The organism is Tautonia sp. JC769, assembly GCF_040717455.1.
Classification (GTDB): Bacteria; Planctomycetota; Planctomycetia; order Isosphaerales; family Isosphaeraceae; genus Tautonia.
Genome location: NZ_JBFEFH010000032.1, coordinates 10,087 through 34,732, shown reverse-complemented (window position 1 = coordinate 34,732; position 24,646 = coordinate 10,087). Strand labels below are relative to the sequence as shown.

Below are 24,646 nucleotides of genomic sequence, written 5' to 3'. Positions count from 1 at the left end.
GGTCATCATCCGGTCGGAGTCGCCGGCACGATTCCGATCGCGATTCCTTAGCGCAAGATCATCATCATGCGGGGCGTCCGCCATTCCATGATGGTGGCTTCGTCGAACAGGGGGGCGGTCCGGGCCGAGGCGGAGATGCCGAACAGGCTCCCCAGGCTGATCGGCTTGCTGTAGCGGACGACCCGAGGGGAGTCGAGCTGGGCGCGCTCGGCGGCCTCGGCGATGGCGTCTTCCTGGTAGCCGAGGCGGTCGACCAGGCCGATGGCCAGGGCCTCGTTGGCCGAGTAGATCTTCCCCTCGGCCACGGCGCGGGCCTCGTCCATCGAGAGGTCGCGGCCCTGGGCCACGATGCGGAGGAATCGGGCGTAGGTGTCGTCCACCAGCTCCTGGAACCGGGCGAGGTCGCGTTCCTCAAGCGGTTGCACGGGCGAGCCCATGTTCTTCCACTCGCCGGCGGTCACCGCCTCGAACTGCACGCCCACTTTTTCGAGCAGCTCGGAGGCGTTGGGCAGCTCGATCAGGACGCCGATCGAGCCGGTGGTGGTGGTCGGCTCGGCGATGATCTCGTCGGCGGGGGCGGAGACGTAGTAGCCCCCCGAGGCGGCCAAGCCACCCATCGACACGATCACCGGCTTGCCCGTCTGCTTGAGCAAGTTGATCTCGCGCCAGATCTGGTCCGAGCCGGTCACGGTGCCGCCGGGGGAGTCGACCCGCAGGACGACGGCCTTGACCCGCTTGTCGTTGCGGGCCTGGCGGACCTGCTCGACCGCGAAGTCGACGCTGCTCAGGGCGATGGGGCCTTCCACGCGGACGACGGCGATCTTGTCGGCCGTCGGGTTGAGCGAGCCGCTCACATACTGCTCCTCCAGCGGATCGGGCCGGAGCCCCGCCGTGCGCTGCGAGAGGAGCGTGAAGTTGATCAGCACCGAGAGGATCAGGACCGGCCAGAAGAGCCGGCGGAACCAGCCGTTCCGCTCGCGACGCTCCAGAATGATCGTCTGGCCGGGGGGCGGAGTCGGCGGGGGGGCACTGGTCGATTGGTGGCTCATCGCGGGTGTCTCGGGACCTTCTTGAGGACGGGCGTCCTGGGAACATCGTCTGCCGTCTTGAGGACTTCCAGTTTACCCCGATCCCCTGGCCGGTCGGAAGGGATCGCGGCAAGGGGCGGGGCCTCCCGCGCCTCAGGCCGCGCCTCCGGGGCCGACGTCGACCCGGGGGGCCTCGTGGACCTCGACCGGGGCATGAAAGTACGACGCCTCGGCAAACCGGAAGGCGGACGCGAGCAGCACCTCCGGGATGTGGGCGATCCGCGTGTTGTAGCGCTCGACGGCGTCGTTGTATCCCTGGCGCATCAGGGCGATCTCGTTTTCGAGCAGGGTCAGGCGGCGCATCAGGTCGCCGGTGAGCTGATCACCTTTCAGGTCGGGGGCGGCCTCCCGGAGGCCGATGATGCGGTCGAGCAGCGATCGCTCGGCGGTGAGCATCTCGGTCGCGTGGGTCAGGTCGAGCATTGCACCCCCGCCGTACGCCTGCCGCATCAGGGCCAGCTCTTCCTGGGCCCCGCGTTCATGCGACAAATACCCCTGGACCACCCGCTGGAGGTTCGGCACCAGGTCGGCCCGCTTCTTGAGCGAGACCTCGATGTTGTGCCAGGCCCGCCGGACCCGATTGCGGAGGAAGACCAGGTCGTTGAACAGCAGGATCGTCACGGCCAGGACGAAGTAGCCGATCGCCACCAGCGTCGCCGCGAGGAAGTCGGTCGCCTGGAACGAGCCGACCAGGCCGAAGACCAGCAAGGTCGGCAAGATCAACGCATCCACCGCCGCCGTGATCCAGAACTGCCCGACCCGGGCCTTGCGGTGCATCAGGGTCGCTTCGGAATAATTGCTGAGCACATAGGGGAGCGAGCGTTCGTCGCCGCGTTCGAGCCGCAAGGAGGCCATCTCTTCCGGCTCGATGGTCGCCGTGCCCAGCGCATAGAGCGGGTCGCCGATTTCGAGGCGCGTCTCGCTGTAGCGGAGCTTGCCCGACCGGCGCGAATCGCGGTGGCGGGTGAGGATCTCGGCCTCTTCGGGCAGGACGAGCAGGCAGCCGTGGTCATCCTGACAGCGGAACGGGATCTGTTCCTTGCGTTCCTCGATCGTGACCCACTTGGCGTTCTTCCCGCTGCCCCGGCGTTCCTGGACCGTGTAATGGAACTGGGCGCACGCGCGCTCCGAGAGGGGGCCGGAGAGGGTCGTGCCGGCCTCGGTCGGGACGATGGTGCCGATGATCTCGGTGAAGCCGACGGCGACGCCGGAGGTCGGGCAGGTCGGGACGTTCTCGATGTATCGCTTCTCCTTGATCTTCTTCAGGCCGAACCAGGAGCCGACCGCCGCAAGCACCAGGGCCACCGGCCCGGCGATCCCGGCGATCCCGGGGCTCAGGCGGGCGACCTCGAACTCGCGATCGAGCCGTGCCAGCGTTTCCCGATCGGTGTCCGGTAATGGGATCGGCGGCTCGGGATGGACCCCCCAGAACGGGGCGAGCACGCGCTCGGGGAAGCGTTCGCGGATGGCGTTGGTCCGCAAGACCGATCGGGCCAGGTCGATCCGGAGCCGGGTCAGGCGTCGGCGCTCGCGATCGTCGAGCGCGGCGAAGGCCGACGGGTCGTCGAAGCGGCCGAGGGCCGCCCAGTCGCCATCCCAGGCAATCCGGCGGCTCTGGAGCAGGTCGGCCACCGCGTCCCGGGCCGACGAGCGGACGCGATGCAGGCGATTGCGCGCCCCGCTCAGGTCGTCGTGCATCATCCGGAGGCCGCAGTAGGCCAGGCCGCCGATCATGAGCATGGCGATCAGGGCCAGGTAGATCGGCGTCTGGTGGAGCCGGGCCAGCCAGCAGCCGAAGTAGACGGCAAAGGAGAGCGACGCCAGGGCCGCCCAGCAGAGGAAGACCGCGCCGACGGCCATCGACCGGCGCTCGGCCACCTCGTCCCCCTCGGAGATCATCGGGGTGTAGTGCCCCGGCTCGGTGAACCCGACCGAGCCTCGCCCTTCAGCATCAACCTGTGCAAATCCGAACAGGAAGACGCGCTGGCCCGGCTCGATCCGCCATTCCCGGTAGCGGCGGTCGCCGACCGTCTCCGAGAAATCGCGGTTCTTGGTGTGGAAATGATCCGCCTCGGCCGGCCGGATGGTCATCGAGCCCGACTCGTCGACCAGCTGGAAGGTGGGGGACCATTCCTCCCGGTCCTCGATCGTGCTCCACTTGGTGTTCCCGTCCGAATCCCTGGTCTTCTTCTCGATCGTGTAGTGGAAGTACAGGCAAGGGGTGCCGGTCCGGGGGGCGACGACGACCCCGGCGGCCGGGTCGACCTCGGCGCTGCCGACCAGGTTGATCTCGCCCGTCAGGGCCGCGGCCACCTCGGTCCGGGGCACGCGCTCCAGGTCGCGTTGACGGCGGATTCGGTCGATGCCGAACGAGCTGAAGACCGCGGCCGCGACGACCAGCCCGATCACCGCCGCCCCCAGCACGAGGCGGCTGAGCCATCCCTCGCCCGGGTCGCCCGGGGCGGCCGTGGCGTCGTCGGCCCCCGGCCCATCGCTCGCGAAGCGTCCGAACAGGACCGCGGCCGGCGCGGCCAGCACAAGGATGGGCAGGAGTCCGTTCAGCATCGTATCCATGAGTGATCCCGACTCCGAGAAATGTCCGCGCGGGCCGAAGGGGGCCGCCCGGCTCGACGCGGCGTCGCGTCCCGTGCCGTGCCGATCGCCCCTCCTGAGGCATTCGACGCGCGGGGCGAATCATTCACCCGCCTCGTCGATTGGTCGCAATCGACGATGAACCGCGAGCCAACGGGCTGACATCGCCCGGAGGTCGACCGTCGCTCGCGATCAGTTGACGATGCTCGGCCGTCGATCGCAAGATAATGCCCTCGCCGTCGATTTGCCACGAACCCCCGAAGGAGGGCCGCGCATGGGGCCGTTCGCCGTCATTTTCCCGGCCGCCGGACAATCCCGGCGGTTCGGAGATGCGACCCGGAAGAAAGTGGACCATGAGATCGACGGCCGGGTCGTCTGGACCCGGGCGGTCGAGCCGTTCGCCCGTCGCGACGACGTGGCCCAGCTCATCCTGGCCGTCGCCCCCGAGGACCGCGAGCGGTTCGAGGCCCATTACCGCGAGACGCTCAGTCGGCTCGGGATCACCCTGGTCGAGGGCGGGGCCGAGCGGTTCGACACGGTGGCGGCCTGTCTCGACCGGATCGACCCGCGCTGCGAATTCGTCGCCGTGCACGACGCGGCCCGTCCCTTCCCGACCCAGGCGGTGATCGACCGGGTCTTCGAGGCCGCCCGGACGTTCGGGGCCGCCCTGCCCGGCCTCCCCGTCTCCGACACCCTGAAGCGGGCCGGTGACGACGGCGTGATCACGGAAACCGTCTCCCGGGCCGGCCTGTTCGCCGTGCAGACGCCGCAGGCCTTCCGGCTCGACCTGCTCCGCCGGGCCCACGCCAATCGCCCCAACCTGGCGGTCCCCGTGACCGACGACGCCCAGCTCGTCGAGGCGATCGGCCACCCGTGCCGGATCGTCCCCGGATCTCCGTTCAACCTGAAGATCACGACCCGGGAGGATCTGCACCTGGCCGAGGCGATCGTCCGCGTCTTGCCCCGGGAGGACGCCCACTGAGCGTCCCGACTCGGGAACCGCGCCGAGCACGACCCGGAGGAAGGGCTCGATCGCCTCGGCCCAGGCCAGATAGGCCGATCGGCTGAGGTGCAGGTAGTCCGGAAAATGGGCGCGGGGGACCAGGCCGTCGGCGTCGAGCAGGCCCGATCCGAAGTCGATGAACCCCACGCGGGGCAACCGGGCGAGCGGCGCGATCAGGCGGTTGACCTCGGCCACGTCCGGATGGGCCCGGTCGTGCGTCGGCGGCGAGGAAAGCGTCGGCGAGATGCCCCGGGGCGTCAGGGCCATCACCAGGATTGACGATCGGGGCAGGCGGCGTCGGATTTCCTCGACCACCGTGGCGACCCCCTCGGCGATCACCTCCGGGGGGTCGAGGCCGATGTTGTTCGTGCCGATCATCAGGACGACGACGGCCGGGTCGATCCTCCCCGAGAGCTCGCCGTGCCGGATCCGCCAGAGCAGGTGCTCGATCCGGTCGCTCCCGATGCCGAAGTTGGCCGCGCGTCGGGGGGCGAACCGCTCTCGCCAGAGGTCGAGCCCGTCTCCTTCGAACGGGTTCCTCCCCCTGCCGAGCCAGCCTCGGGTGATCGAGTCTCCGAGGAAGAGCAGGTCGACCTGCCCCGCCATCGCCTGCTCGACCATCAGGGAGTGCTGTTCGAGCCATCCCGGCAGCTCGGGCCGGGGGGTGGGCCGCGTCGGCGATCGCCGTTCCGGCTCGCGGCCGGCCAGCGCGGTGAAGTGGGCGACGACCATCCCGGCGATCAGGCCCGGGACCGCGAGGAGGATCAAGAACCGTCGGATCGCTCGGAAACGGGTCATCGCGTGATCGTAGAACGAGGCCGAGCGGGCGTCAATTCCATGAGGATCAAGGTTGTGTCAGCACGCCGGATCGTCCCCTTCGCCCAGGGTCCAGGGCTGGCCGAAGTGCTCCTGGAAGCAGATCTCGGCCAGCGGGAGGCAAGGCAGCTCGGGGGGATCGGCGGCCGGGTAGCCCAGTGCAATCACGGCGCAGAGGGAGTGATCGTCGGGGATCCCGAAGGTCTGCCGGATCACGGGGGCATTCACGCGGTCGATCGGGGCGGCGGCGAGGCCGAGATCCGAGGCGGCGATCATCAGGGTGGTTGCGGCGGCCTGGGCGTGCCGGCAGGCCCAGGCAACGAGGTCGGGCTCGGCGGCGTGGTCGAGCAGCACCTCGACGTTCATCCGGCCGACGTCCTCCGGCGAGAGCTGCAGCGGCCCCTTGATCTGCTCGCGGATCTCGCCCCAGTGGTGCTGATGCGGGTGGTGGTAGCCGAGGACGAGGATCGCCACCGGGGCCTCAAACAGGCGGGGATGATGATACGCCGCGCGTCGGAGGCGATTGCGGTTCCCTCGATCCCGGAGCACCAGGAACCGCCAGGGCTGGAGATGGTGCGGCGCGTGCGCCCGGCCGGCCAGGCGGAGCAATCGGACGAGGACCGCGTCGGCCACGGGGCGATCGGGATCGAGCCGGACGAACGATCGGCGACGGACGATGGCCTCGGCGGCGGTCATGGGCGCTGGTCCTTTGCGGAACGAAAAAAAAGGGGGAGGGAGAGTCCGGCGCCGGGCGGGCGGTGCTGGCGTCGGGCGTTCGAGTGGCGTAAGATCCGGCATTCTTGCCGGAGTGGTCCCTTGAGCGCCGGACCGGCCCGGCATGGACCAGGACCGGACGAGGGCCCGGATGCGCCCCGATCCTCTCCAAGACGCTTGACAATCGAGGTACGAACACCATGCTCCGCACCCTTTGCGCGGCGGCGACGCTTGCCCTGCTGGTTCCCGTGTTGGCCTGCGCGGCCGGGCCGAAGGCCGAGGAATGGACCTCCTTGTTCGATGGCGAGACCCTCAGCGGCTGGGAGATGATCAAGCTCCGGCCCGACGGCGATTGCAGCTGGACGGTCGAGGACGGCCTGCTCGTCGGCCGCGGCGACCCGTCGATGCTCTACAGCCCGAAGGGGGATTACAAGAACTTCCGCTTCCGCGCCGAGATCAAGATCAACGACGGCGGCAACTCGGGCATGTACTTCCGGTCGGCCAAGGGGCCGAGCTTCACCGGCGGCTACGAGGCCCAGATTAACAGCACCCACGGCGACCCGATCAAGACCGGATCGATCTACACCCGCGTCCACGTCTACGAGGAACTCGTCCCGCCCGACACCTGGTTCACCCAGGAGGTCGAGGTCGTCGACAAGGACTACCGCGGCCAGGTCGTCACGTCGATCACCGTGAAGGTCAACGACAAGGTCCTGTACGAGCTGCTCGACTACGACCGCCAGTACGAGCAAGGGCACTTCGCCTTCCAGGGGCACGACCCCGGCAGCGTCGTCTCGCTGCGCAAGATCGAGGTCATGGAACTGCCCTGATTTCCCCCGCGTTGCAGGCGATCTCCACCGCCACAGACCCCGGCGTGATGCCCGCGATGCCGTCGGGGCATCGCGCCGGGGTCGATCTCCCAGTCCGGAAGCAGGAGACGATGCCGCCCCTCTCCCGGCATCTCATCCCCCCCTCCCCGTCCCTCGGGCCGAACCGACCCGGCCCGATCACTCGCACGTCGAACGCCCGCATCCTCGACCGGGCCAGTCCGAGAGGTAACTATCGCGATGGAACCCCTGCTGGACACGTTGAATGCCCTGAACGATGTCATCTGGCATGAATATGTCCTGTTCTTCCTGCTGGCCGTGGGGCTTTTGTTCACGATCTGGAGCGGGGTGTCTCAGTTCCGCGCCCTGACGCACGGCACCCCGGTGATCCTCGGCAAGTACGACGACAAGGCCGACCCGGGGGCGATCAACCACTTCCAGGCCCTCTCGGCGGCGCTCTCGGCCACGGTCGGCCTGGGGAACATCGCCGGGGTGGCGCTGGCGGTGGCGCTCGGCGGGCCGGGGGCGGTCTTCTGGATGTGGATGGTCGGCCTGGTCGGCATGGCCCTGAAGACGACCGAAGTCACCCTGTCGATGCTCTACCGCAACACGGACGACCCCGAGAACCCGCACGGCGGGCCGATGTGGGTGGTCAAGCAGGGCTTCGCGGCGATGGGGCCGAAGCTCGCCCCGGTCGGGTCGGTCATCGGCGGGATCTTCTGCATCACCCTGCTCATCTCGACCGTCACCGGCGGCAACATGTTCCAGGCCTGGAACGTCGGCATCGTGACCGAGAAGGATTTCGGCGTCCCGCAGATCCTCAGCGGGATCGTCATGGCCCTGATCGTCGGCGTGGTCATCATCGGCGGCATCAAGCGGATCGGGGCCGTCGCCGGCCGCCTGGTCCCCTTCATGTGCGGCATCTACCTGCTGGCGGCCTTCTACGTCATCGCGGTGAACATCGCCGAGGTCCCCGCGATGCTCGCGTTGATCGTCCGCACGGCCTTCAACCCGCTGGAGGCGCAGGGGGCGTTCGTCGGCGGGACCTTCGGCTATGCGTTGGTCTGGGGGATGAAGCGGGCCCTCTTCTCCAGCGAGGCCGGCCAGGGGTCCTCTCCCATCGCCCACTCGGCCGCCAAGACCGACGAGCCGGTCCGCGAGGGGGTGGTCGCGGGCCTCGAACCGTTCATCGACACGATCGTCGTCTGCACCCTGACGGCCCTGGTCCTTTTGCTCACCGGGGCCTGGAATCGCGAGCCGAACGCCGTCTTCGACGAGTCCCCCCGCATCGTCCAGGGAGACCAGCTCGACCAGTGGCGCGTCGAGACCGGGCCGCTGCCCGATTCGAGCCGAGACGGCTGGCAGGCCGGCACCGACATGGTCTTCCTCGTCGTCCAGGCCGACGAGAACCGCCTGACCGGCGGCACCTCGCGCCGGGTCATGGGCCACGTCACCTTCGACGCCGCGCAAGAACGCTACCTCGTCTCCTGGTCCGACATCGTCAGCCTGGTCGAGCCCCGCATCGAGCCGCTCCCCGAGGGCGGCTTCGGCGTCTTCCGCGACTACCCCGGCGCGGCCCTCACGAGCCACGCCTTCAACCGCGTCCAGCCGGGCCTGGGCAAGTGGCTGGTGACGATCGCCTCGTGGCTCTTCGCCATCTCGACGATGATCTCGTGGAGCTACTACGGCGAGCAGGGGATGATCTACCTGCTCGGCACCCGCAGCGTCCTGCCGTACAAGTTCGTCTACTGCCTGTTGATCGTCGCCGCCTGCGTGCCCGGCTTCATCACGACCGACGTGGCGCTCGACACGATTTCCAGCTTCGGCACCGGCGTCATGCTCTGGGCGAACATCCCGATCATGCTCATCTTCGGCCGCCAGGCCATGATCGCCTACCACGACTACTTCCGCCGCCTCAAGGCCGGCGAGATGGACCCGCCCCACGACGCCCCGTCGATCACCGACGTGGTCGAAGGCCGAGACGTGCAGTAAAGCCCCCCGGTCACGATCGGGGCAGAATCACGTGAAACCGAATGCGCGGAGTCGTGCTATTCGGATCACATGAACGAACCCTTCCTCCTCCAATGATTCTGGTTGACGGGACTGGGGAGGAGGGGTATCAATCGTGCCGTCCAGGAAGGCGATGGCCGAACAAAGCGGGTTGCCGTGATGGCGTCTGGGATCGCTCAACGGAGGGGCAATCGATCATGCTTCGGTCAGCACGGGGCGTCGGCTCGGTTCGGGTTCGGCAGGCGTGGCATGGATTCACGCTCGTCGAGCTGCTCGTGGTCGTCACGATCCTGGCGATCCTGATGGCCCTGATCCTGCCCGCGGTGCAGGCCGCGAGAGAAGCCGCGCGGCGGGTCTCCTGCACGAACAATCTCCGCCAGTTCGGCCTGGCCGTGCATGGCTATGCCGACGCCCACGGAGTCTTGCCCATGCCCTACGGGGGTGGCCAGGGCTCAATCGCGACCTCGGCCCACGCGCGCATCCTGCCCTATCTCGGCGAGGGGGCACTCGCGGTGGCGCTGGATTCCGACGAGCATGAGGCTACCAATACGAAAGTGGCCACGTTCCTCTGCCCGTCGGACTCCAGCTTCAATTGGGGGGGGGTGTGGACGAACTATGCCGTCAATGCGGGGACCGGTCTTCCTCCCAGCAAACTGCACAGAGAACCGTTCCATGAAGGAGCGTTCGGTCTCGCAGTCTCCCTCAGCGACTTCGCCGACGGGACGAGCCACACGGCGGGGGTCGCGGAATGGGTCACTGGGTTGGCTGGTTCCGCATCGCGGGACCTGCGGGCGAAGACGTTCAACGTTCCTGGGTCGCCGTTATCCCGGGAATACGTGCGATTCGCCGACCAGTGCCGTGGCCTCGATCTGCGGACAGCCGAGGTTGAGTTTGCAACGAGAGGGTTGGAATGGAAGAAAGGTCTCATCGCCTCAACAATTTATAATCATGCCGTGCCAATCAACGGACCTTCATGCACGAACGGGGGTTCGATCACAGCCGGCGCCTGGACCGCCGGCAGCCGCCATCCCGGCGGTGCCAACGTCCTGATGATGGACGGTCATGTCCGCTTCCTCTCCGAGTCGATCGCCCCGGCGACCTGGCGAGCCCTGGGGACCCGGTACGGCGGCGAGATCGTCTCCCTGGACTGATCCCGTCAGGGGGTGATTGACCACGGCACCGGAATAATTCGGATGCCGTGGCCACGATCACCTGTCCCTGGGTCATGAGTCATCGGAGCCATCTACCGGGACGGCGTCATTCCTCCTCGGGCTTGAACGTCGGCGTGTGGTCCGGGTCGTGGTCGGGCTCGGTGAACTGCTTCGAGGTCAACAGCTTGGCGAAGCAGTAGACGGTCATGCCCAGGACGACCGTCCAGACGGTCCCCATGAAGATCCAGGCCGATGGGGTCATGCCGGTGGTGTTCATGACGGGGTCCCCCCTTTGCCCTTGCGACGCCAGGCGATCGCCACCAGGATCGAGAAGAAGGCGAAGATGGCCAGCAGGCCGATCCGGTCGTACGTGCGGACCGTCCGCAGGTTCTCGTAGTAGGTGACGACCTCGGGCGAGGCGTCCTCGGGGGTGACCAGGTCCTTGTGCAGGACCTTGCCGATCACGCTGTCCCCCGCCCATTCCCAGGCCGGGACCCCCTGGCCCGAGCCGATCGAGCCGAAGAAGCCGTCCCAGCCGACGCTCGGCTTGAAGATCGCCGCCAGCAGGATGACGATGATGAACGTCGGCGTCACATATTTCATGATGTAGTAGAACGCCCGCGGCACCCTCAGCTCGGCCCCCCGGGTCAGCTCCTCCCACCCTTTGTCGATGCCGAAGGCCCAGGCGAAGAGGATCACCTCCATCAGGGCGAAGACGACCAGGGCGAACGTGCCGACCCAGAAGTCGAAGTCGCTGAAGACCCCCTGCTCGTGGATCATCGCCACCGGCACGGCCAGGAAGAGCAGCATCCCCATCAGGGCCCACGACGCCCTGACCCGGCTCAGCTTGAACTCGTCTTCCAGGAAGGCCATCACCGGCTGTCCCATCGCCAGCGTGCTGGTGATCGCCGCCAGGAACAGGAGGCCGAACCAGAGGAACCCGGCCAGGGGCGCGAATTGCGGCCCCCAGTTGTTGAACAACGTCGGCAGGGTGAAGAAGACCAGGCCGAAGCCCGAGCCGCCCGCCACGCTGTCCTTGACCCCCTGCAGGCCGAGGTAGCTGACGGCGATCGGCAGGAGCAGGGCGCTGCCGATCACGACCTCGCACATCTCGTTCGTCCAGGCTGTCGTCGCGCCGGTCAGGGCCACGTCGTCCTTCCTGCGGAGGTACGACGCAAAGCAATGGATCGACCCCATGCCGATCGACAGCGTGAAGAAGATCTGCCCGGCCGCCGCCAGCCAGACCGCCGGGTTGGCGATCTGGGTGAAGTCGGGCACGCTCCAGATGTAGTTCAGGCCGACCCAGGGGCTTTCCTTCACGGCCTCGTCGGCCAGCGGGTCGCTCATCAGGCCGCGCACGGCCAGCACGACGCCGAAGAGCAGCAGGAGCGGCATGGCCACCTTCGCCACCACCTCGATGCCGCCCGACACCCCCCGCGAGAGGATGAAGATATTGATGCCGATGCAAATCGCGAACATCACCAGGCCGGGGACGCTGAACGCGAAGAGCTGGTTGTCGCTCTGCCCGGTGATCCGGCCGAAGAAGCTCGCCGGCTCGTCGGCCCCGAAGCCCCCCAGCAGCGAATAGATCGCGTACGACAGGCACCACGACTCGATGTACAGGTAATACGACGCGATGCCGAGGCAGGTCAGCAGGCCGAGCACCCCCAGGTACTTCCACGCCCGGCTCCTGCCCATCGACTGGAAGATGCCGGGCGTCGAGTGGTGGCCGAGGCTCCCGCCGTACCGGCCCATCGTCCACTCGATCCACATCAAGGGGATGCCCATGACCAGCAGGGACACCAGGTACGGGATCATGAACGCCCCGCCGCCGTTCTGGGCGGCCTGGGCCGGGAATCGCAGGAAATTCCCGAGCCCCACGGCGTTGCCGGCCATCGCCAGCACCAGGCCGATCCGAGAGGCCCAACGCTCATTCTTCGCCATGCATCCCCCTTCGGCCGATCACTACTTCCTCAATGCAATCCCTGACCAGATCGGACTCTATAGCAGATCCCGGCCCAAGCTGCCAGGGGGCAGGCGAGCCGCTCACCTTCCCCCCCAATCGCCCCCGTACGATCCCGATTCGCATCCTCCGAGAATCCCCTCCCTCGATCCGGGTACAATGGCCCTCCTCCACGCTCCGCCGAGACGCAACGCCGCGCCCCGGCTTCGCCCCGGCCTTCCCTCGTCACCCTCGGCGATTCCTCCCGTGATCCGATGAAGCACTCCCTCCGACCGCGTCTCTGGGCCATCCTCGACGTCGCCCGGCCGGACGATCGGCACAGCCGGGCGTTCGACCTCGTGCTGCTGAGCTTGATCGTCCTGAACATCCTGGCCGTGATTTTGGAGACGGTGGATTCCATCAACCGGCAGATCGGCCCGGCCCTCCGCGCCTTCGAATGGTTCTCGGTGGCCGTCTTCTCGGCCGAGTACCTCTTGCGCGTCTGGGCGGCCCCGGCCGACCCGCGGTTTGCCGGGCCCGTCCGGGGCCGCCTGCGGTTCATGGCCACGCCGTTGGCGCTGATCGACCTGATGGCCGTCCTGCCGGCGTACCTGCCCATGTTCGGCCTCGACCTGCGATTCGTCCGGGCGCTGCGGCTCCTGCGGATCTTCCGCGCCGCCAAGCTCGTCCGCTACATCTCCGCCCTCCGCCTCTTCGCCGACGTGATCCGCGCGAAGCGAGAGGAGCTGATCCTGACCACCTGCGTCTTCGGCCTGATGCTCCTGATCACGTCCTGCCTGATGTACTTCGCCGAGCACGAGGCCCAGCCCGAGGCCTTTTCCAGCATCCCGGCCGCGATGTGGTGGGCCGTCGTCACCCTGACCACCGTCGGCTACGGCGACGTCCACCCGGTCACCTCGCTCGGCCGCGTGCTCGCCTCCTTCTCCGCCATCCTCGGCATCGGCTTCTTCGCCCTGCCGACCGCCATCCTCGGCTCCGGCTTCATCGAGGAGGTCGAGAAACGCAAGAAATTCCACGGCCGCACCTGCCCCCACTGCGGCCGCGAGATCACCTGATCCGGCCTGCGCGTGTGCAAGGAGATTTGAGCCACGGATGGAACACGGATGAAACACGGATCAGAGATCAAGGGAAATGGTCGCCTTCCGCGTGGGAACGGGACGACTCCTTGATCGATCTAATCTGTCTTTCTCTCTTCTCTCTTCCGATCTGATCCGTGTTTCATCCGTGGCTCCCAACTCCCCTTACGATGATCCCACGGCCGATCCCACACTCGCCGCCGCGTTCGATCGCGAGAGGGAGAGCGGCTCGGGCGCGATCAGGTGCTCCATCACCCCCCGGATGCGGGGCCAGAGCAAGGCCGCCTCGACCACGAGCCACCCCTCCAGCACGATCGTCACCAGGCCGATCGCCAGCAAGATCCACTGCCGATCCGCCAGCCAGCTCCCCCCGGGCCCCGGGGCATCGACGAAGATCTGCCAGAGCATCGCCCAGGCGGGCAGGATCAGCATGAAGACGAGCGGGGCGATCAAGAACCAGTTCGGCAGGCCGCGCCGCCGCAGGTAGAAGGCGATCACCAGGAACGACAACCCGCCGAGCAACTGGTTCGTCGCCCCGAACAAAGGCCAGAGGATCAGGCCCCCCTGCCCGGCCGATTGCCAGCTCCAGGGGTCTCCCGCCTTCGGGAAGGCCGCCAACGCCCCGGCCAGCACGACGGCGAAGATCGTCGCCCCGTGCTTGTTCGCCAGCCAGGTCAGCGGATTGCCCGAAAGCCCGATCGGCTGCCGCTGGAAGAGGCCGTCGCCCGCCTTGCCGGCCTCGGCGTCATTCCGGCCGAGGCTCAGCAAGGCCGCGGCCAGTTCCTGCACCACGTACCGCTGAAGTCGGCAGGCCGTATCCAGGGTCGTGCCCGCGAACGAGGCGACCAGGACCCCCATCAAGGCCACCGACACCCCCGTCGGCAACCCCATCGCCCTCAGGAAGTTCGCCGACCCATCGACGAACGCCGCGACCGTCGAGGCCAACCCCTGCGACGCATTCCACGACCCGTACCGCGCCTGGAATGCCTCGCGGCCGAGCAAGGTCGACCCCCCCTCGCCCGCCACGCCCAGCCCCAGCCCGGCCACGCAGGCCAGGATGACGAGGGTCGCCAGGAACCCCTCGGTCAGCATCCCGCCGTAGCCGACGAACCGCGCGTCGGGCTCTCGGCTGATCTGCTTGCTGGAGGTCCCGCTGCTCACCAGGCAATGGAACCCGCTGATCGCCCCGCAGGCGATCGTCACGAACAGGAACGGGATCATCAAGGGTGCATCGGTCGGGTTGAAGTCGATCGCCGGGGCGGCAATCGCCAGCTCGGGCCGTCCCAGGTCGCCGACCGGCGCCCCGCCCGCCACCGCGGCCACGGCCAGGCCGACGACGATCAAGCCCAACGCACTAATCAATTGCAGCGAGTTGATATAATCCCTCGGCTGCAACAACACCCAGACCGGCAAGACCGACGCCACATACGAATAGATCAGCAAGACCGCCACCCAGACGATAATCGGCCATGCCGCCAGCGAGGCGTTGAAGGTGTGCAGGGTCGCCTCGATCCAGCCGATTCCGGTCGCCAACCATCCCGGCAACCCGGCCATCGCCGCGACCGGCGTGTTCTGGTCGCCGAAGATCACCGTCAGGTACATCAACCCGAGCGCCACCAGGGACGGCACCGCCAGCTTCGCCCCCCTCCGGTGCAGCCAGACGCCGATCCCCACGGCGATCGGGATCTGCACGAGGCACGGGAAGATCGACGCCGGGAACTGCCGGAAGACCGCCGCGATGACCAGGCCGAAGATCGCCAGCACGATCGTCAAGGCCAGGAACAGGATGAGCAAAAACAGGATCCGAGCCCGGCGATTGATCAATCGCCCGGCGATGTCCCCCACCGTCTGCCCGTTGTTCCGGATCGAGACGACGAGCGCCCCGAAGTCGTGCACCGCCCCGATGAAGATCGACCCCAGCAGGACCCAGACCAAAGCCGGCACCCACCCCCACATCACCGCGATCGCCGGGCCGACGATCGGCCCCGTGCCCGCGATCGACGTGAAGTGGTGGCCGAAGACGACCGGCTTCGAGGTCGGCACGTAGTCGGCGTCGTCCCTCAGGCGGTGTGACGGGCAGACGTAATCGGCCGAGAGCCGGAAGATCGTGCTGCCGAGCCAGCGGCCGTAGGTGAAATAGGCCACCAGGAAAGCCACGCCCGCGCCCACGGCGATCAGGAGCGTCTGCATGCGTCGGTCCCATTCCATCAATCAAGATGCGCGATCGACCCCTGTTCGCCTGCCCGGCCGTCGGCCTTCGGGCGAGGATGGGTTCAAGTCTACGACGCGGCCCTCGCCCCATCAAGCCGCGTGAATCCCCCGAACGCACTCCCGAACCCCGGGACTGCAAGCGGCTTGCGTCGGGCTGGCCGCCGGGTCATGCTGGCAGGCGTCGTGCGAACCGGACGCCCCGCCCGTTGGACACCCGATCGAGCCACCGCCATGTTCCAGGCCCCGTATCGCGCCGCCGTCATCGGTCGAACCGGCCGGGGGAATTACGGCCACAACCTCGACCTGGCCTTCGCCGCCGAACCGAAGCTCCAACTCCTCGCCGTGGCCGACGAGGACGAAGCCGGCCGCGCCCGGGCCTCGGAGCGGCTCTGGGTCGCGCGATCCTATGCCGATTACCGCGAGATGCTCGACCGCGAGCGCCCCGAGTTCGTCGCCGTCTGCCCCCGATGGCTCGACGGCCACCGCGACATGGTCATTGCCTGCGCCGAGGCCGGCGTGCGCGGCATCTTCCTCGAGAAGCCGATGGCCCCCTCGCCATCGGATTGCGACGCCATGCTCAATGCCTGCGACGCCTCGCACACGAAGATCGCCATCGCGTTCCAGACCCGCGTCAGCCCGATCTTCGCCCAGGTCCGGGCATTGCTCGCCGACGGCGCCATCGGCCCGATCCTCGAACTCCGCGGCCGCGGCAAGGAAGACCGCCGCGGCGGCGGCGAGGATCTCATGGTCCTCGGCTCCCACACGATGGACCTCTTCCGCGCCCTGCTCGGCGACCCCTCGTGGTGCTTCGCCCGCGTCCTCGATTCGGGCCAGCCGATCGGCCCCGAGCAGGTCCGCGAGGGGGCCGAGGGGATCGGCCCCCTCGCCGGCGACCGCATCGACGCCATGTATGGCTTCGAAGCGACGCCCGTCGTGGCCCACTTCGCCACCAGCCGCCCGAATCAGGCGGGCGATCGCTTTGATCTGCGCATCTTCGGCGAGGCGGGGGCCATCGTCATGGGCTTCGGCTGGCTCCCCGAGGCGTATCTCGTCCGCGACCCCCGCTGGTACGCCGCCCCCGATCGCTCGTCGTGGGAACGGATCACCAGCGCCGGCGTCGGCCAGCCCGAACCGCTCGACGACGGCGGCCTCGACGCCGGGAATTGCCGGATCGTCGCCGACCTGATCGCCGCCGTCGAGGCCGATCGCCCGCCGGTCGTCTCCGGCGCCGACGGCCGCGCTTCGATCGAGATGATCCTGGCCACCTATGCGTCGCAGCGGGCCGGGGCCCCGGTCCCGCTCCCCCTGACCGATCGGACCCACCCGCTCGACGGATTCGGGTCGTAGCACGCACGCACCCGGCCACGGCCCGAAAAAATGCCCCGGCGGCGCGTTAGGCTATTGACGAACCCGCTGATGTCCGAGTGTAGTATTGGAATCTCGAATACCGTGCCCCCCTTGGACGCGTGCGAGGCGGCCGAGCGGGGGATTTGCCCCCAGCCCCCTGGGGGCCGTCGCGCGGGCATTCGGGGCAACAGCGGCGGCGGCCTCGGTTGGGCCGCCCCGACGATCCGACCACCCGGCCGCGGCCCTGCCTGCCTGGCGACGACAGGGCCGCCCCCCGATCGAGGTCTCCCCACGGCGATGCAGTTCGAGGCGCTCAAAATCTTCTGCGATGTCGTGCGTCGGGCGAGTTTCTCGCGCGGGGCCGCCGAGAACGGCATCTCGCAATCGACGGCGAGCCAGGCCGTCCATAACCTCGAAGAGCGGCTCGGCGTGAAGCTGATCGACCGATCCAAGCGCCCCTTGATCCCCACCCCTTACGGCCAGATGTATTACGAGGGGTGCCGCGAACTGGTCGAGCGCTATCAGGATGTCGAGCGCCGGGTCCGGGCCCTCGGCCGGGCCGACCAGATCGAGGGGCTGGTCCGGATCGTGGCGATTTACTCGGTCGGCCTCGGCCAGCTCACCCGCCACATCACCGAATTCCGCTCGCGGCACCCCCTGGCCGACTGCCGCCTGGAGTGCATGCACCCCAGCGAGGTCGTCGACCGGGTCCGCACCGGTCGCGCCGACCTGGGCATCGTCTCGTTCCCGAAGAAATGGCCGGGGATCGACGTCGTCGCCTGGCGCGATGAAGACATGGTCGTGGCCGCCCCCCCGGGGCATCCCCTGGCCGACCCCGAGGGGATCGGCCTGGCCCGGCTCGACGGGGCCCGCTTCGTCCACTACGATTCCGAGCTGCCGATCCGCCGCGCGATCGACCGTCATTTGAAGCGTCGCGGCGTCCAGGTCGAGCCCGGCCTGGCCTTCGACAGCATCGAGAACATCAAGCGGGCGGTCGAGGTGGGCGCCGGGGTGGCCATCCTGCCCCGGACGACCCTGGAGCGTGAGGTCGCTTCGGGGAGCCTCGTCGCGGTCCCGATCACCGATCATCCCCTGAGCCGACCCCTGGCGATCGTCCACCGGGGCGAAGCCACCCTGGGCCTGGCCGGGGCACGGTTCCTCGAAACCTTGCGAGACGGCTCGACGGCCGAGGACGGGGCGACCCCATCGTCGTCGCCCGCCGCCCCCTCGATCGCCGAGCCGAAACCGAACGGCCGGGGCTCCTCCCGGAGTGGCCGGACCCCCGCCGTCAAGAAAACCTGAGTGAGATGCTGGTGCATCGGCCCGAGGTTCGGGGCCGGGCACCGGCCCCCGGGGCCCGCACGTCGCGGGCCGATCGGCGGGCCGGCGCCTCCCGGACCGGAGCCGTCTGTCTGGAGGGAGCAAACCTGATGAGCACGAGTTTCCCGCCCCCCGTGGGCCTGTACGACCCGGCCAATGAGCACGACGCTTGCGGTGTCGGTTTCGTCGTGGATCTCCAGGGCCGACGGTCGCACAAACTCGTGCGCGACGGATTGCGCGCCCTGTGCAACCTCGACCACCGCGGCGCCCGGGGGGCCGAGCCGAACACCGGCGACGGCGCCGGCATCCTCATCCAGCTCCCCCACGAATTCCTCGCCGAACGCTGCAAGCCCCTCGGCATCTCCCTGCCCGAGCCCGGCCAGTACGGCGTCGGCGCCATGTTCGCCTCGCCGGTCAAGGAACGCCGCGAGGCCGGGCAGGCGATCTTCGAAGATATTCTCAAAGATGAACGCCTCCCCCTGCTCGGCTGGCGAGAACTGAAGACCGACAACTCGACCCTCGGCGCCACCGCCAAAGACGTCGAGCCGAGCGTCTGGCACGCCTTCGTCGGCTCCCGCTTCGGCGAGGATACCGACGCCTTCGAGCGCAAGCTGTTCGTGGTCCGCAAGCGGTTCGAGCAGGCCGTCGAGGCCGCCGGCCTCGACGACGGGGCCTTCTTCTACTTCTCCAGCCTCTCCTGCCGGACGATCGTCTATAAAGGCATGCTCACGCCCGAGCAGGTCATCGACTACTACGCCGACGACCTCGGCGACGACCGGCTCGTCTCGGCCCTCTGCATGTTCCACTCGCGGTTCAGCACCAACACCTTCCCGAGCTGGGAGCTGGCCCACCCCTACCGGATGATCGCCCACAACGGCGAGATCAACACGCTCCGCGGCAACATCAACTGGATGCGGGCCCGCGAGGCCCTCTTCGCCTCGAACCTCTTCGAGCCGAGCGACCTCGACCACCTCCGTCCGGTCATCCGCGAGGGGCTGTCCGACACCGCCGCCCTCGACGCCGCCATCGAGCTGCTCGTCAAGGCCGGCTACAGCCTCCCGCACGCCATGATGATGCTCGTGCCCGAGGCCTGGGAAAACCACGAGACCATGTCGCAGGAGAAGAAGGACTTCTACGCCTATCACTCCTGCCTGATGGAGCCGTGGGACGGCCCCGCCTCGATCGCCTGCACCGACGGCCGCGTCATCGGCGCCACCCTCGACCGCAACGGCCTCCGCCCGAGCCGCTACACCGTCACCAAGGACGGCCTAGTCGTCATGGGCTCCGAGACCGGGATGCTCGACGAGATCGCCCCCGAGAACGTCCTGCACAAGGGGCGTCTGGAACCGGGCAAGATGTTCCTCGTCGACATGCAGGAAGGCCGGATCGTCGGCGACGAGGAACTGAAGCACGCCCTGGCCGCCGCCAAGCCCTACGGCGAGTGGGTCAAGAGCGGGATGCCGAAGCTCGAAGAGATCCCCCGCGCCCCCGAGGTCCCCGGCCCCGATCACGACACCCTCCTGCACCGCCAGCTCGCCTACGGCTACACGCTGGAAGACCTCAAGTTCATCCTCTCGCCGATGGGCCAGCGCGGCGAGGAGGCGATCGGCTCGATGGGGACCGACACCCCCCTGGCCGTCCTCTCCGACCGTCCGCAGACCCTGTTCAATTACTTCAAGCAGCTCTTCGCCCAGGTGACCAACCCGCCGCTCGACGCGATCCGGGAAGAACTCGTCACCTCGGTCCAGACCGGACTCGGCGGCGAGGGGAACCTGCTCCAGCCCGGACCCGAGAACGCCCGGCAAATCCTGCTCGAGACCCCCGTCCTCGACAACGACGAGACCGCCGCCATCAAGCAGCTCGAAGGCTGGCGCGGCTTCAAGTCGGCCGTCATCTCCATGCTCTTCCCCGCCGCCGAGGGGGCCGCGGGCATGGAACGCCGCCTGGAGGAGATCTTCCAGGAGGCCAAGGCCGCCATCGAGGACGGCGCGACCATCATCGTCCTCTCGCACCGCTCGGTCACGAAGGATCTGGCGCCGATCCCCTCCCTGCTCGCCACCTCCGGCCTGCACCACTTCATGGTCCGCGAGGGGCTCCGCATGCGGGCCGGGTTCGTCGTCGAGTGCGGCGACGCCAGGGAGGTGCACCACTTCGCCCTCCTGCTCGGCTACGGGGCCGGGGCGATCAACCCCTACGTCGCCTTCGAGACGCTCGACGACATGATCGCCGCGCGGCAGCTCAACGGCCTGACCCACGCCGAGGCCGTGGCCAAGTACCGCAAGGCGATCAAGAAGGGGGTCGTCAAGGTGATGTCCAAGATGGGCATCAGCACGATCCAGAGTTACCGAGGCGCCCAGATCTTCGAGGCCATCGGCCTGAACTCCGCTTTCGTCGCCAAGTACTTCGACAAGACCGCCAGCCGGATCGAGGGGGTCGGCCTCGCCGAGATCGCCGAGGAGACCCTCTTCCACCACCGCCGCGCCTTCGCCGATCGCGAGGTCGGCCCGGTCATGCTCGAAGAAGGCGGCCAGTACCAGTGGCGCCGCGACGGCGAGTTCCACCTGTTCAACCCCGAGACCGTCTTCCGCCTCCAGCACGCCACCAAGTCCGGCCGGTTCGAGATCTTCAAGTCGTATACGAAGCGCGTGGACGAGCAGAACGAACGGCTCTGCACCCTCCGAGGCCTCTTCGAGTTCAAGTTCGGCCAGCAACCGCCCGTGCCGATCGAGGAGGTCGAGTCGGTCGAGTCGATCGTCCGGCGGTTCGCCACCGGCGCGATGAGCTACGGCTCGATCTCGGCCGAGGCGCACGAGACGCTCGCCATCGCCATGAACCGCCTCGGCGGCAAGTCGAACACCGGCGAAGGGGGCGAGGACCCCCGGCGGTTCATCCCCCTCGAAAACGGCGACAGCAAGCGGTCGTCGATCAAGCAGGTCGCCTCCGGCCGCTTCGGCGTGACGAGCGAATACCTCGTCAACGCCGACGAGATCCAGATCAAGATGGCCCAGGGGGCCAAGCCCGGCGAAGGGGGGCAGCTCCCCGGCAGCAAGGTCTGGCCCTGGATCGCCAAGGTCCGCTTCTCGACCCCCGGCGTCGGCCTCATCAGCCCGCCGCCGCACCACGATATTTACTCGATCGAGGACCTCGCCCAGCTCATCCACGACCTGAAGAACGCCAACCCGAGGGCCCGGATCAGCGTCAAGCTCGTGGCCGAGGTCGGCGTGGGGACGGTCGCCGCGGGCGTCTCGAAGGCCCACAGCGACGTCGTCCTCATCAGCGGATTCGACGGCGGCACCGGCGCCAGCCCGCTCACCTCGCTCAAGCACGCCGGCATCCCCTGGGAGCTGGGCCTGGCCGAGACGCAGCAGACGCTCGTGCTCAACAACCTCCGCGACCGCATCGTCGTCCAGGCCGACGGCCAGATGAAGACCGGCCGCGACGTGGTCATCGCCGCCCTGCTCGGGGCCGAGGAATTCGGCTTCTCCACCGCCCCGCTCGTCGTGATGGGCTGCATCATGATGCGGGTCTGCCACCTCGACACCTGCCCGGTCGGCATCGCCACCCAGAACCCGAAGCTCCGCGCCAAGTTCGCCGGCAAGGCCGAACACGTGGTCAACTTCTTCCACTTCATCGCCGAGGAAATCCGCGAGCTGATGGCCCGGCTCGGCTTCCGCTCGATGGACGAGATGATCGGCCGCAGCGACCTGCTCGACGTCCGCAAGGCCATCGACCACTTCAAGGCCAGGGGGCTCGACTTCTCGAAGATCCTCGCCCGGCCCGACGTCGCCCCCGAGGTCGGCGTCCGTCAGCGTCACGCCCAGGACCACGGCCTCGACCGGTCGCTCGACGTCACCTACCTCGTCCCCCGCTGCGAGCCGGCCCTCGAACGCGGCGAGCCGGTCGCCTTCGCGGCGCCGATCCGCAACATCAACCGCACCGTCGGCACGATCCTCGGCTCCGAGGTCACCCGCCGCTACGGCGGCGCGGGCCTGCCCGACGACACCATCCGGATCACGTTCAAGGGCTCGGCCGGCCAGAGCTTCGGCGCCTTCGTCCCCCGGGGGATCACCCTCGAACTCGAAGGCGACGCCAACGACTACACCGGCAAGGGGCTCTCCGGCGGCAAGATCATCGTCGCCCCGCCGCGATCGGCCACCTTCAAGGCCGAGGAGAACATCCTCGTCGGCAACGTCGTCCTCTACGGGGCCACCGCCGGCCGCGCCTTCTTCCGGGGGCGTGCGGGCGAACGGTTCTGCGTGCGGAACTCCGGCGCCCTGGCGGTGGTCGAGGGGATCGGCGACCACGGCTGTGAATATATGACCGGGGGCGTCGCCGTCGTCCTCGGCCCGACCGGCCGCAACTTCGCCGCCGGCATGAGCGGCGGCATGGCCTTCGTCCTCGACCGCGACCGCGACTTCCGCTCCCGCTGCAACCCCGAGATGGTCGAGGTCGAGCCCTTCACCGAGCTGGAGGACCAGGAACTCGTCCGCGACCTCCTCATCCAGCACGCCGGCTACACCGGCAGCGAGGTCGCCAAGGAACTGCTTAACGACTGGGACGCCGCCCTCGGCTCCTTCGTCAAGGTCATGCCGCGCGACTACCGCCGCGTGCTCGACCACCAGAAGCAGGTCATGGCCTCCCTCTTCGAGGAGGCCACCGACCTCCGCCGCCGCCAGGGCGAGTTCGAGCTCGACGACCTCCGCCACAAGGCCGAGCCGAACGACTTCGCCTTCGTCGAAGACATGCTCACGCGATTCGCCCAGCCCCAGACGCTCGACGAGGTCGAAGGCGTCCTCGTCCCCCGCAACGGCCTCGACTGGGACTGGCCGTTCACCAACTTCGTCAAGGTGCTGCCCGAGGGGAACCGACGCCTCCTGTTGCAGCGTAAGCGGGCCGAGGCCGGTGCCGATGCCCTACTCCGCCCGAGCGACTCACGACTGACGCTGGAGGTCAACCATGGGTAAGCCCACCGGATTCATGGAACTCCCCCGACGCGCCGCCGGCTACCGGCCCGTCGAGGAGCGCCGCAAGGACTATAAAGAGGTCTTCACCAGCCTCCCCGTCGTGGAACTCCAGAACCAGGGTGCCCGCTGCATGGACTGCGGCATCCCGTTCTGCCACCAGGGGTGCCCGCTCGGGAACCTCATCCCCGACTGGAACGACCTCGTCTACCGCGACCAGTGGCGCGAGGCGCTCGACCGCCTGCACCTGACCAACAACTTCCCCGAGTTCACCGGCACCCTCTGCCCCGCCCCGTGCGAGGCCAGTTGCGTGCTCGGCATCAACGACGACGCCGTCACGATCAAGCAGATCGAGCTGGCCATCGTCGACCGCGGCTGGGCCGAGGGCTGGATCGCCCCCATGCCCCCGAAGGTCAAGACCGGCAAGAAGGTCGCCGTCATCGGCTCCGGCCCCGCCGGCCTGGCCGCCGCCCAGCAGCTCGCCCGGGCCGGCCACGACGTCACCGTCTTCGAGCGCGACGAGCGGATCGGCGGGCTCCTCCGCTACGGCATCCCCGACTTCAAGATGGAGAAGTGGCGGATCGACCAGCGCCTCCGGCAGATGGAGGCCGAAGGGGTCACCTTCCGCCCCGGCGTGAACATCGGCGTCGATGTCGATCCGAAGCAGATCCTCGCCGAGTATGACGCCGTCTGCCTCTGCTGCGGCGCCACCCAGGCCCGCGACCTGCCGATCGAGGGCCGCGACCTGAAGGGGATCCACTTTGCGATGGACTTCCTCCCGGCCCAGAACAAGCGGGTGGCCGGCGACCCCGTCCCCGACGACCCGACCCTGAATGCCAAGGGGAAGAACGTCATCATCATCGGCGGCGGCGACACCGGGGCCGACTGCCTCGGCACCGTCCATCGCCACGGGTGTGCCAGCGTCCACCAGTTCGAGATCGTCCCGCGTCCCCCCGACTCGCGCGACCCGACCAACCCCTGGCCCCAGTGGTGGAACACCTTCAAGACCTCCAGCGCCCACGAGGAAGGCGGCGGCCGCGAGTATTCCATCAGCACCGTCCGCTTCCGCGGCGAGAACGGCCAGGTCACCGCGCTCGAGACCGTCCAGGTCGAGCTGAAGCGCGACGGCAACCGCATGACCTTCAGCCCCGTCCCCGGCACCGAGAAGGTCTACCCGGCCGACCTCGTCCTGCTGGCCATGGGCTTCGTCGGCCCCGAGCGTAACAAGCTCGTCGAGGGCTTCGGCGTCGAACTCGACGAACGCGGCAACGTCAAGGCCGACCCCGACACCAAGCGCACCAGCGTCCCCAAGGTCTACACCGCCGGCGACATGACCCGCGGCCAGAGCCTCATCGTCTGGGCCATCGCCGAGGGCCGCCACGCCGCCCAGGCCATCGACTGCGAACTGATGGGCTGCTCCGACCTGCCCCGCCCGTTGGAGCACGAGAACTACCTGCGGCCCTTCGCCGTCTGACGGTTCCTCCGTCCTCCGAGCGATTCGCAATCGCAAACGCACACGGCCCCGGACGTGCATCTCGCCCGTCCGGGGCCGTTTCTCGTCTGTGAT

The 24,646-nt window shown here is 68.3% G+C and carries 15 protein-coding genes and 1 pseudogene; 9 read left to right on the top strand and 7 right to left on the bottom strand.

From position 1 onward, the window contains the following. Positions 1 to 47: 47 nt before the first annotated feature. The gene (gene sppA / locus AB1L88_RS23345) at positions 48 to 1,049 is read right to left on the bottom strand and encodes a signal peptide peptidase SppA (RefSeq protein ID WP_367099106.1); all 1,002 of its coding nucleotides are present in this window, start codon (positions 1,047 to 1,049) and stop codon (positions 48 to 50) included. A gap of 132 nt (positions 1,050 to 1,181) precedes the next feature. After that, on the bottom strand, positions 1,182 to 3,662 hold the full coding sequence (locus AB1L88_RS23340) for a LemA family protein (protein ID WP_367099105.1): 2,481 nt from the start codon (positions 3,660 to 3,662) through the stop codon (positions 1,182 to 1,184). Positions 3,663 to 3,882: 220 nt separating this feature from the next. Between AB1L88_RS23340 and ispD the strand changes: the two genes are divergently transcribed. After that, positions 3,883 to 4,662, top strand: coding sequence for a 2-C-methyl-D-erythritol 4-phosphate cytidylyltransferase (gene ispD / locus AB1L88_RS23335; protein ID WP_367099131.1), 780 nt, complete (start codon positions 3,883 to 3,885; stop codon positions 4,660 to 4,662). Positions 4,663 to 4,722: 60 nt separating this feature from the next. On the opposite strand, the pseudogene AB1L88_RS23330 reads toward ispD, so the two are convergent. Together AB1L88_RS23330 and AB1L88_RS23325 are read right to left on the bottom strand one after the other, a co-directional pair. After that, positions 4,723 to 5,289: pseudogene (locus AB1L88_RS23330) on the bottom strand (GDSL-type esterase/lipase family protein); the annotation flags it as partial. 249 nt (positions 5,290 to 5,538) lie between these two features. Then, positions 5,539 to 6,195: a nitroreductase family protein gene (locus AB1L88_RS23325; protein WP_367099104.1), complete on the bottom strand. Its 657-nt coding sequence runs from the start codon at positions 6,193 to 6,195 to the stop codon at positions 5,539 to 5,541. 218 nt (positions 6,196 to 6,413) lie between these two features. Here AB1L88_RS23325 and AB1L88_RS23320 point away from each other — a divergent pair, with 218 nt between their 5' ends. The 3 genes from AB1L88_RS23320 (at position 6,414) to AB1L88_RS23310 (ending at position 10,201) form a co-directional block, all read left to right on the top strand. Continuing rightward, on the top strand, positions 6,414 to 7,043 hold the full coding sequence (locus AB1L88_RS23320; protein WP_367099103.1) for a DUF1080 domain-containing protein: 630 nt from the start codon (positions 6,414 to 6,416) through the stop codon (positions 7,041 to 7,043). 237 nt (positions 7,044 to 7,280) lie between these two features. Next, the gene (locus AB1L88_RS23315) at positions 7,281 to 9,032 is read left to right on the top strand and encodes an amino acid carrier protein (protein WP_367099102.1); all 1,752 of its coding nucleotides are present in this window, start codon (positions 7,281 to 7,283) and stop codon (positions 9,030 to 9,032) included. Between the two features lie 215 nt (positions 9,033 to 9,247). After that, entirely contained in the window at positions 9,248 to 10,201 is a 954-nt protein-coding gene (locus AB1L88_RS23310; RefSeq protein ID WP_367099101.1) for a DUF1559 domain-containing protein, read from the top strand. A gap of 106 nt (positions 10,202 to 10,307) precedes the next feature. On the opposite strand, the gene AB1L88_RS23305 is transcribed toward AB1L88_RS23310, so the two are convergent. Both AB1L88_RS23305 and AB1L88_RS23300 read right to left on the bottom strand, forming a co-directional pair. Then, complete coding sequence (locus AB1L88_RS23305) at positions 10,308 to 10,478, bottom strand: hypothetical protein (RefSeq protein ID WP_367099100.1); 171 nt, start codon at positions 10,476 to 10,478, stop codon at positions 10,308 to 10,310. Further along, positions 10,475 to 12,145 carry a sodium-dependent transporter gene (locus tag AB1L88_RS23300; protein WP_367099099.1) on the bottom strand — a complete coding sequence of 557 codons (1,671 nt, stop codon included), beginning with the start codon at positions 12,143 to 12,145 and terminating at the stop codon, positions 10,475 to 10,477. The genes AB1L88_RS23305 and AB1L88_RS23300 overlap by 4 nt, the downstream gene beginning before the upstream one ends. 273 nt (positions 12,146 to 12,418) lie before the next feature. Between AB1L88_RS23300 and AB1L88_RS23295 the strand changes: the two genes are divergently transcribed. Next, entirely contained in the window at positions 12,419 to 13,219 is an 801-nt protein-coding gene (locus AB1L88_RS23295) for an ion transporter (RefSeq protein WP_367099098.1), read from the top strand. A 186-nt stretch (positions 13,220 to 13,405) separates the two neighbouring features. Here AB1L88_RS23295 and AB1L88_RS23290 read toward each other — a convergent pair whose 3' ends face one another. Next, positions 13,406 to 15,430 (bottom strand): carbon starvation CstA family protein, encoded by a 2,025-nt coding sequence (locus AB1L88_RS23290; protein WP_367099097.1) that lies wholly within the window; start codon positions 15,428 to 15,430, stop codon positions 13,406 to 13,408. Between the two features lie 252 nt (positions 15,431 to 15,682). Between AB1L88_RS23290 and AB1L88_RS23285 the strand changes: the two genes are divergently transcribed. From AB1L88_RS23285 to AB1L88_RS23270, 4 genes are all read left to right on the top strand, one after another. Next, positions 15,683 to 16,798, top strand: coding sequence for a Gfo/Idh/MocA family oxidoreductase (locus AB1L88_RS23285; protein ID WP_367099096.1), 1,116 nt, complete (start codon positions 15,683 to 15,685; stop codon positions 16,796 to 16,798). Between the two features lie 297 nt (positions 16,799 to 17,095). Then, positions 17,096 to 18,100 carry a LysR family transcriptional regulator gene (locus AB1L88_RS23280; protein ID WP_367099095.1) on the top strand — a complete coding sequence of 335 codons (1,005 nt, stop codon included), beginning with the start codon at positions 17,096 to 17,098 and terminating at the stop codon, positions 18,098 to 18,100. 128 nt (positions 18,101 to 18,228) lie between these two features. Continuing rightward, positions 18,229 to 23,082 (top strand): glutamate synthase large subunit, encoded by a 4,854-nt coding sequence (gene gltB / locus AB1L88_RS23275; protein WP_367099094.1) that lies wholly within the window; start codon positions 18,229 to 18,231, stop codon positions 23,080 to 23,082. Continuing rightward, a complete protein-coding gene (locus AB1L88_RS23270) occupies positions 23,075 to 24,553 on the top strand; it encodes a glutamate synthase subunit beta (RefSeq protein ID WP_367099093.1) in 1,479 nt (492 codons plus the stop codon). Before gltB ends, AB1L88_RS23270 begins: the two co-directional genes overlap by 8 nt. Positions 24,554 to 24,646 lie beyond the last annotated feature (93 nt).

Bases quoted from the DNA above. Each gene is read 5' to 3' on its own strand.
- sppA (WP_367099106.1), bottom strand. From the start codon at position 1,049: ATGAGCCACCAATCGACCAGTGCCCCCCCGCCGACTCCGCCCCCCGGC.
- AB1L88_RS23340 (WP_367099105.1), bottom strand. From the start codon at position 3,662: ATGGATACGATGCTGAACGGACTCCTGCCCATCCTTGTGCTGGCCGCG.
- ispD (WP_367099131.1), top strand. From the start codon at position 3,883: ATGCTCGGCCGTCGATCGCAAGATAATGCCCTCGCCGTCGATTTGCCA.
- AB1L88_RS23325 (WP_367099104.1), bottom strand. From the start codon at position 6,195: ATGACCGCCGCCGAGGCCATCGTCCGTCGCCGATCGTTCGTCCGGCTC.
- AB1L88_RS23320 (WP_367099103.1), top strand. From the start codon at position 6,414: ATGCTCCGCACCCTTTGCGCGGCGGCGACGCTTGCCCTGCTGGTTCCC.
- AB1L88_RS23315 (WP_367099102.1), top strand. From the start codon at position 7,281: ATGGAACCCCTGCTGGACACGTTGAATGCCCTGAACGATGTCATCTGG.
- AB1L88_RS23310 (WP_367099101.1), top strand. From the start codon at position 9,248: ATGCTTCGGTCAGCACGGGGCGTCGGCTCGGTTCGGGTTCGGCAGGCG.
- AB1L88_RS23305 (WP_367099100.1), bottom strand. From the start codon at position 10,478: ATGAACACCACCGGCATGACCCCATCGGCCTGGATCTTCATGGGGACC.
- AB1L88_RS23300 (WP_367099099.1), bottom strand. From the start codon at position 12,145: ATGGCGAAGAATGAGCGTTGGGCCTCTCGGATCGGCCTGGTGCTGGCG.
- AB1L88_RS23295 (WP_367099098.1), top strand. From the start codon at position 12,419: ATGAAGCACTCCCTCCGACCGCGTCTCTGGGCCATCCTCGACGTCGCC.
- AB1L88_RS23290 (WP_367099097.1), bottom strand. From the start codon at position 15,430: ATGCAGACGCTCCTGATCGCCGTGGGCGCGGGCGTGGCTTTCCTGGTG.
- AB1L88_RS23285 (WP_367099096.1), top strand. From the start codon at position 15,683: ATGTTCCAGGCCCCGTATCGCGCCGCCGTCATCGGTCGAACCGGCCGG.
- AB1L88_RS23280 (WP_367099095.1), top strand. From the start codon at position 17,096: ATGCAGTTCGAGGCGCTCAAAATCTTCTGCGATGTCGTGCGTCGGGCG.
- gltB (WP_367099094.1), top strand. From the start codon at position 18,229: ATGAGCACGAGTTTCCCGCCCCCCGTGGGCCTGTACGACCCGGCCAAT.
- AB1L88_RS23270 (WP_367099093.1), top strand. From the start codon at position 23,075: ATGGGTAAGCCCACCGGATTCATGGAACTCCCCCGACGCGCCGCCGGC.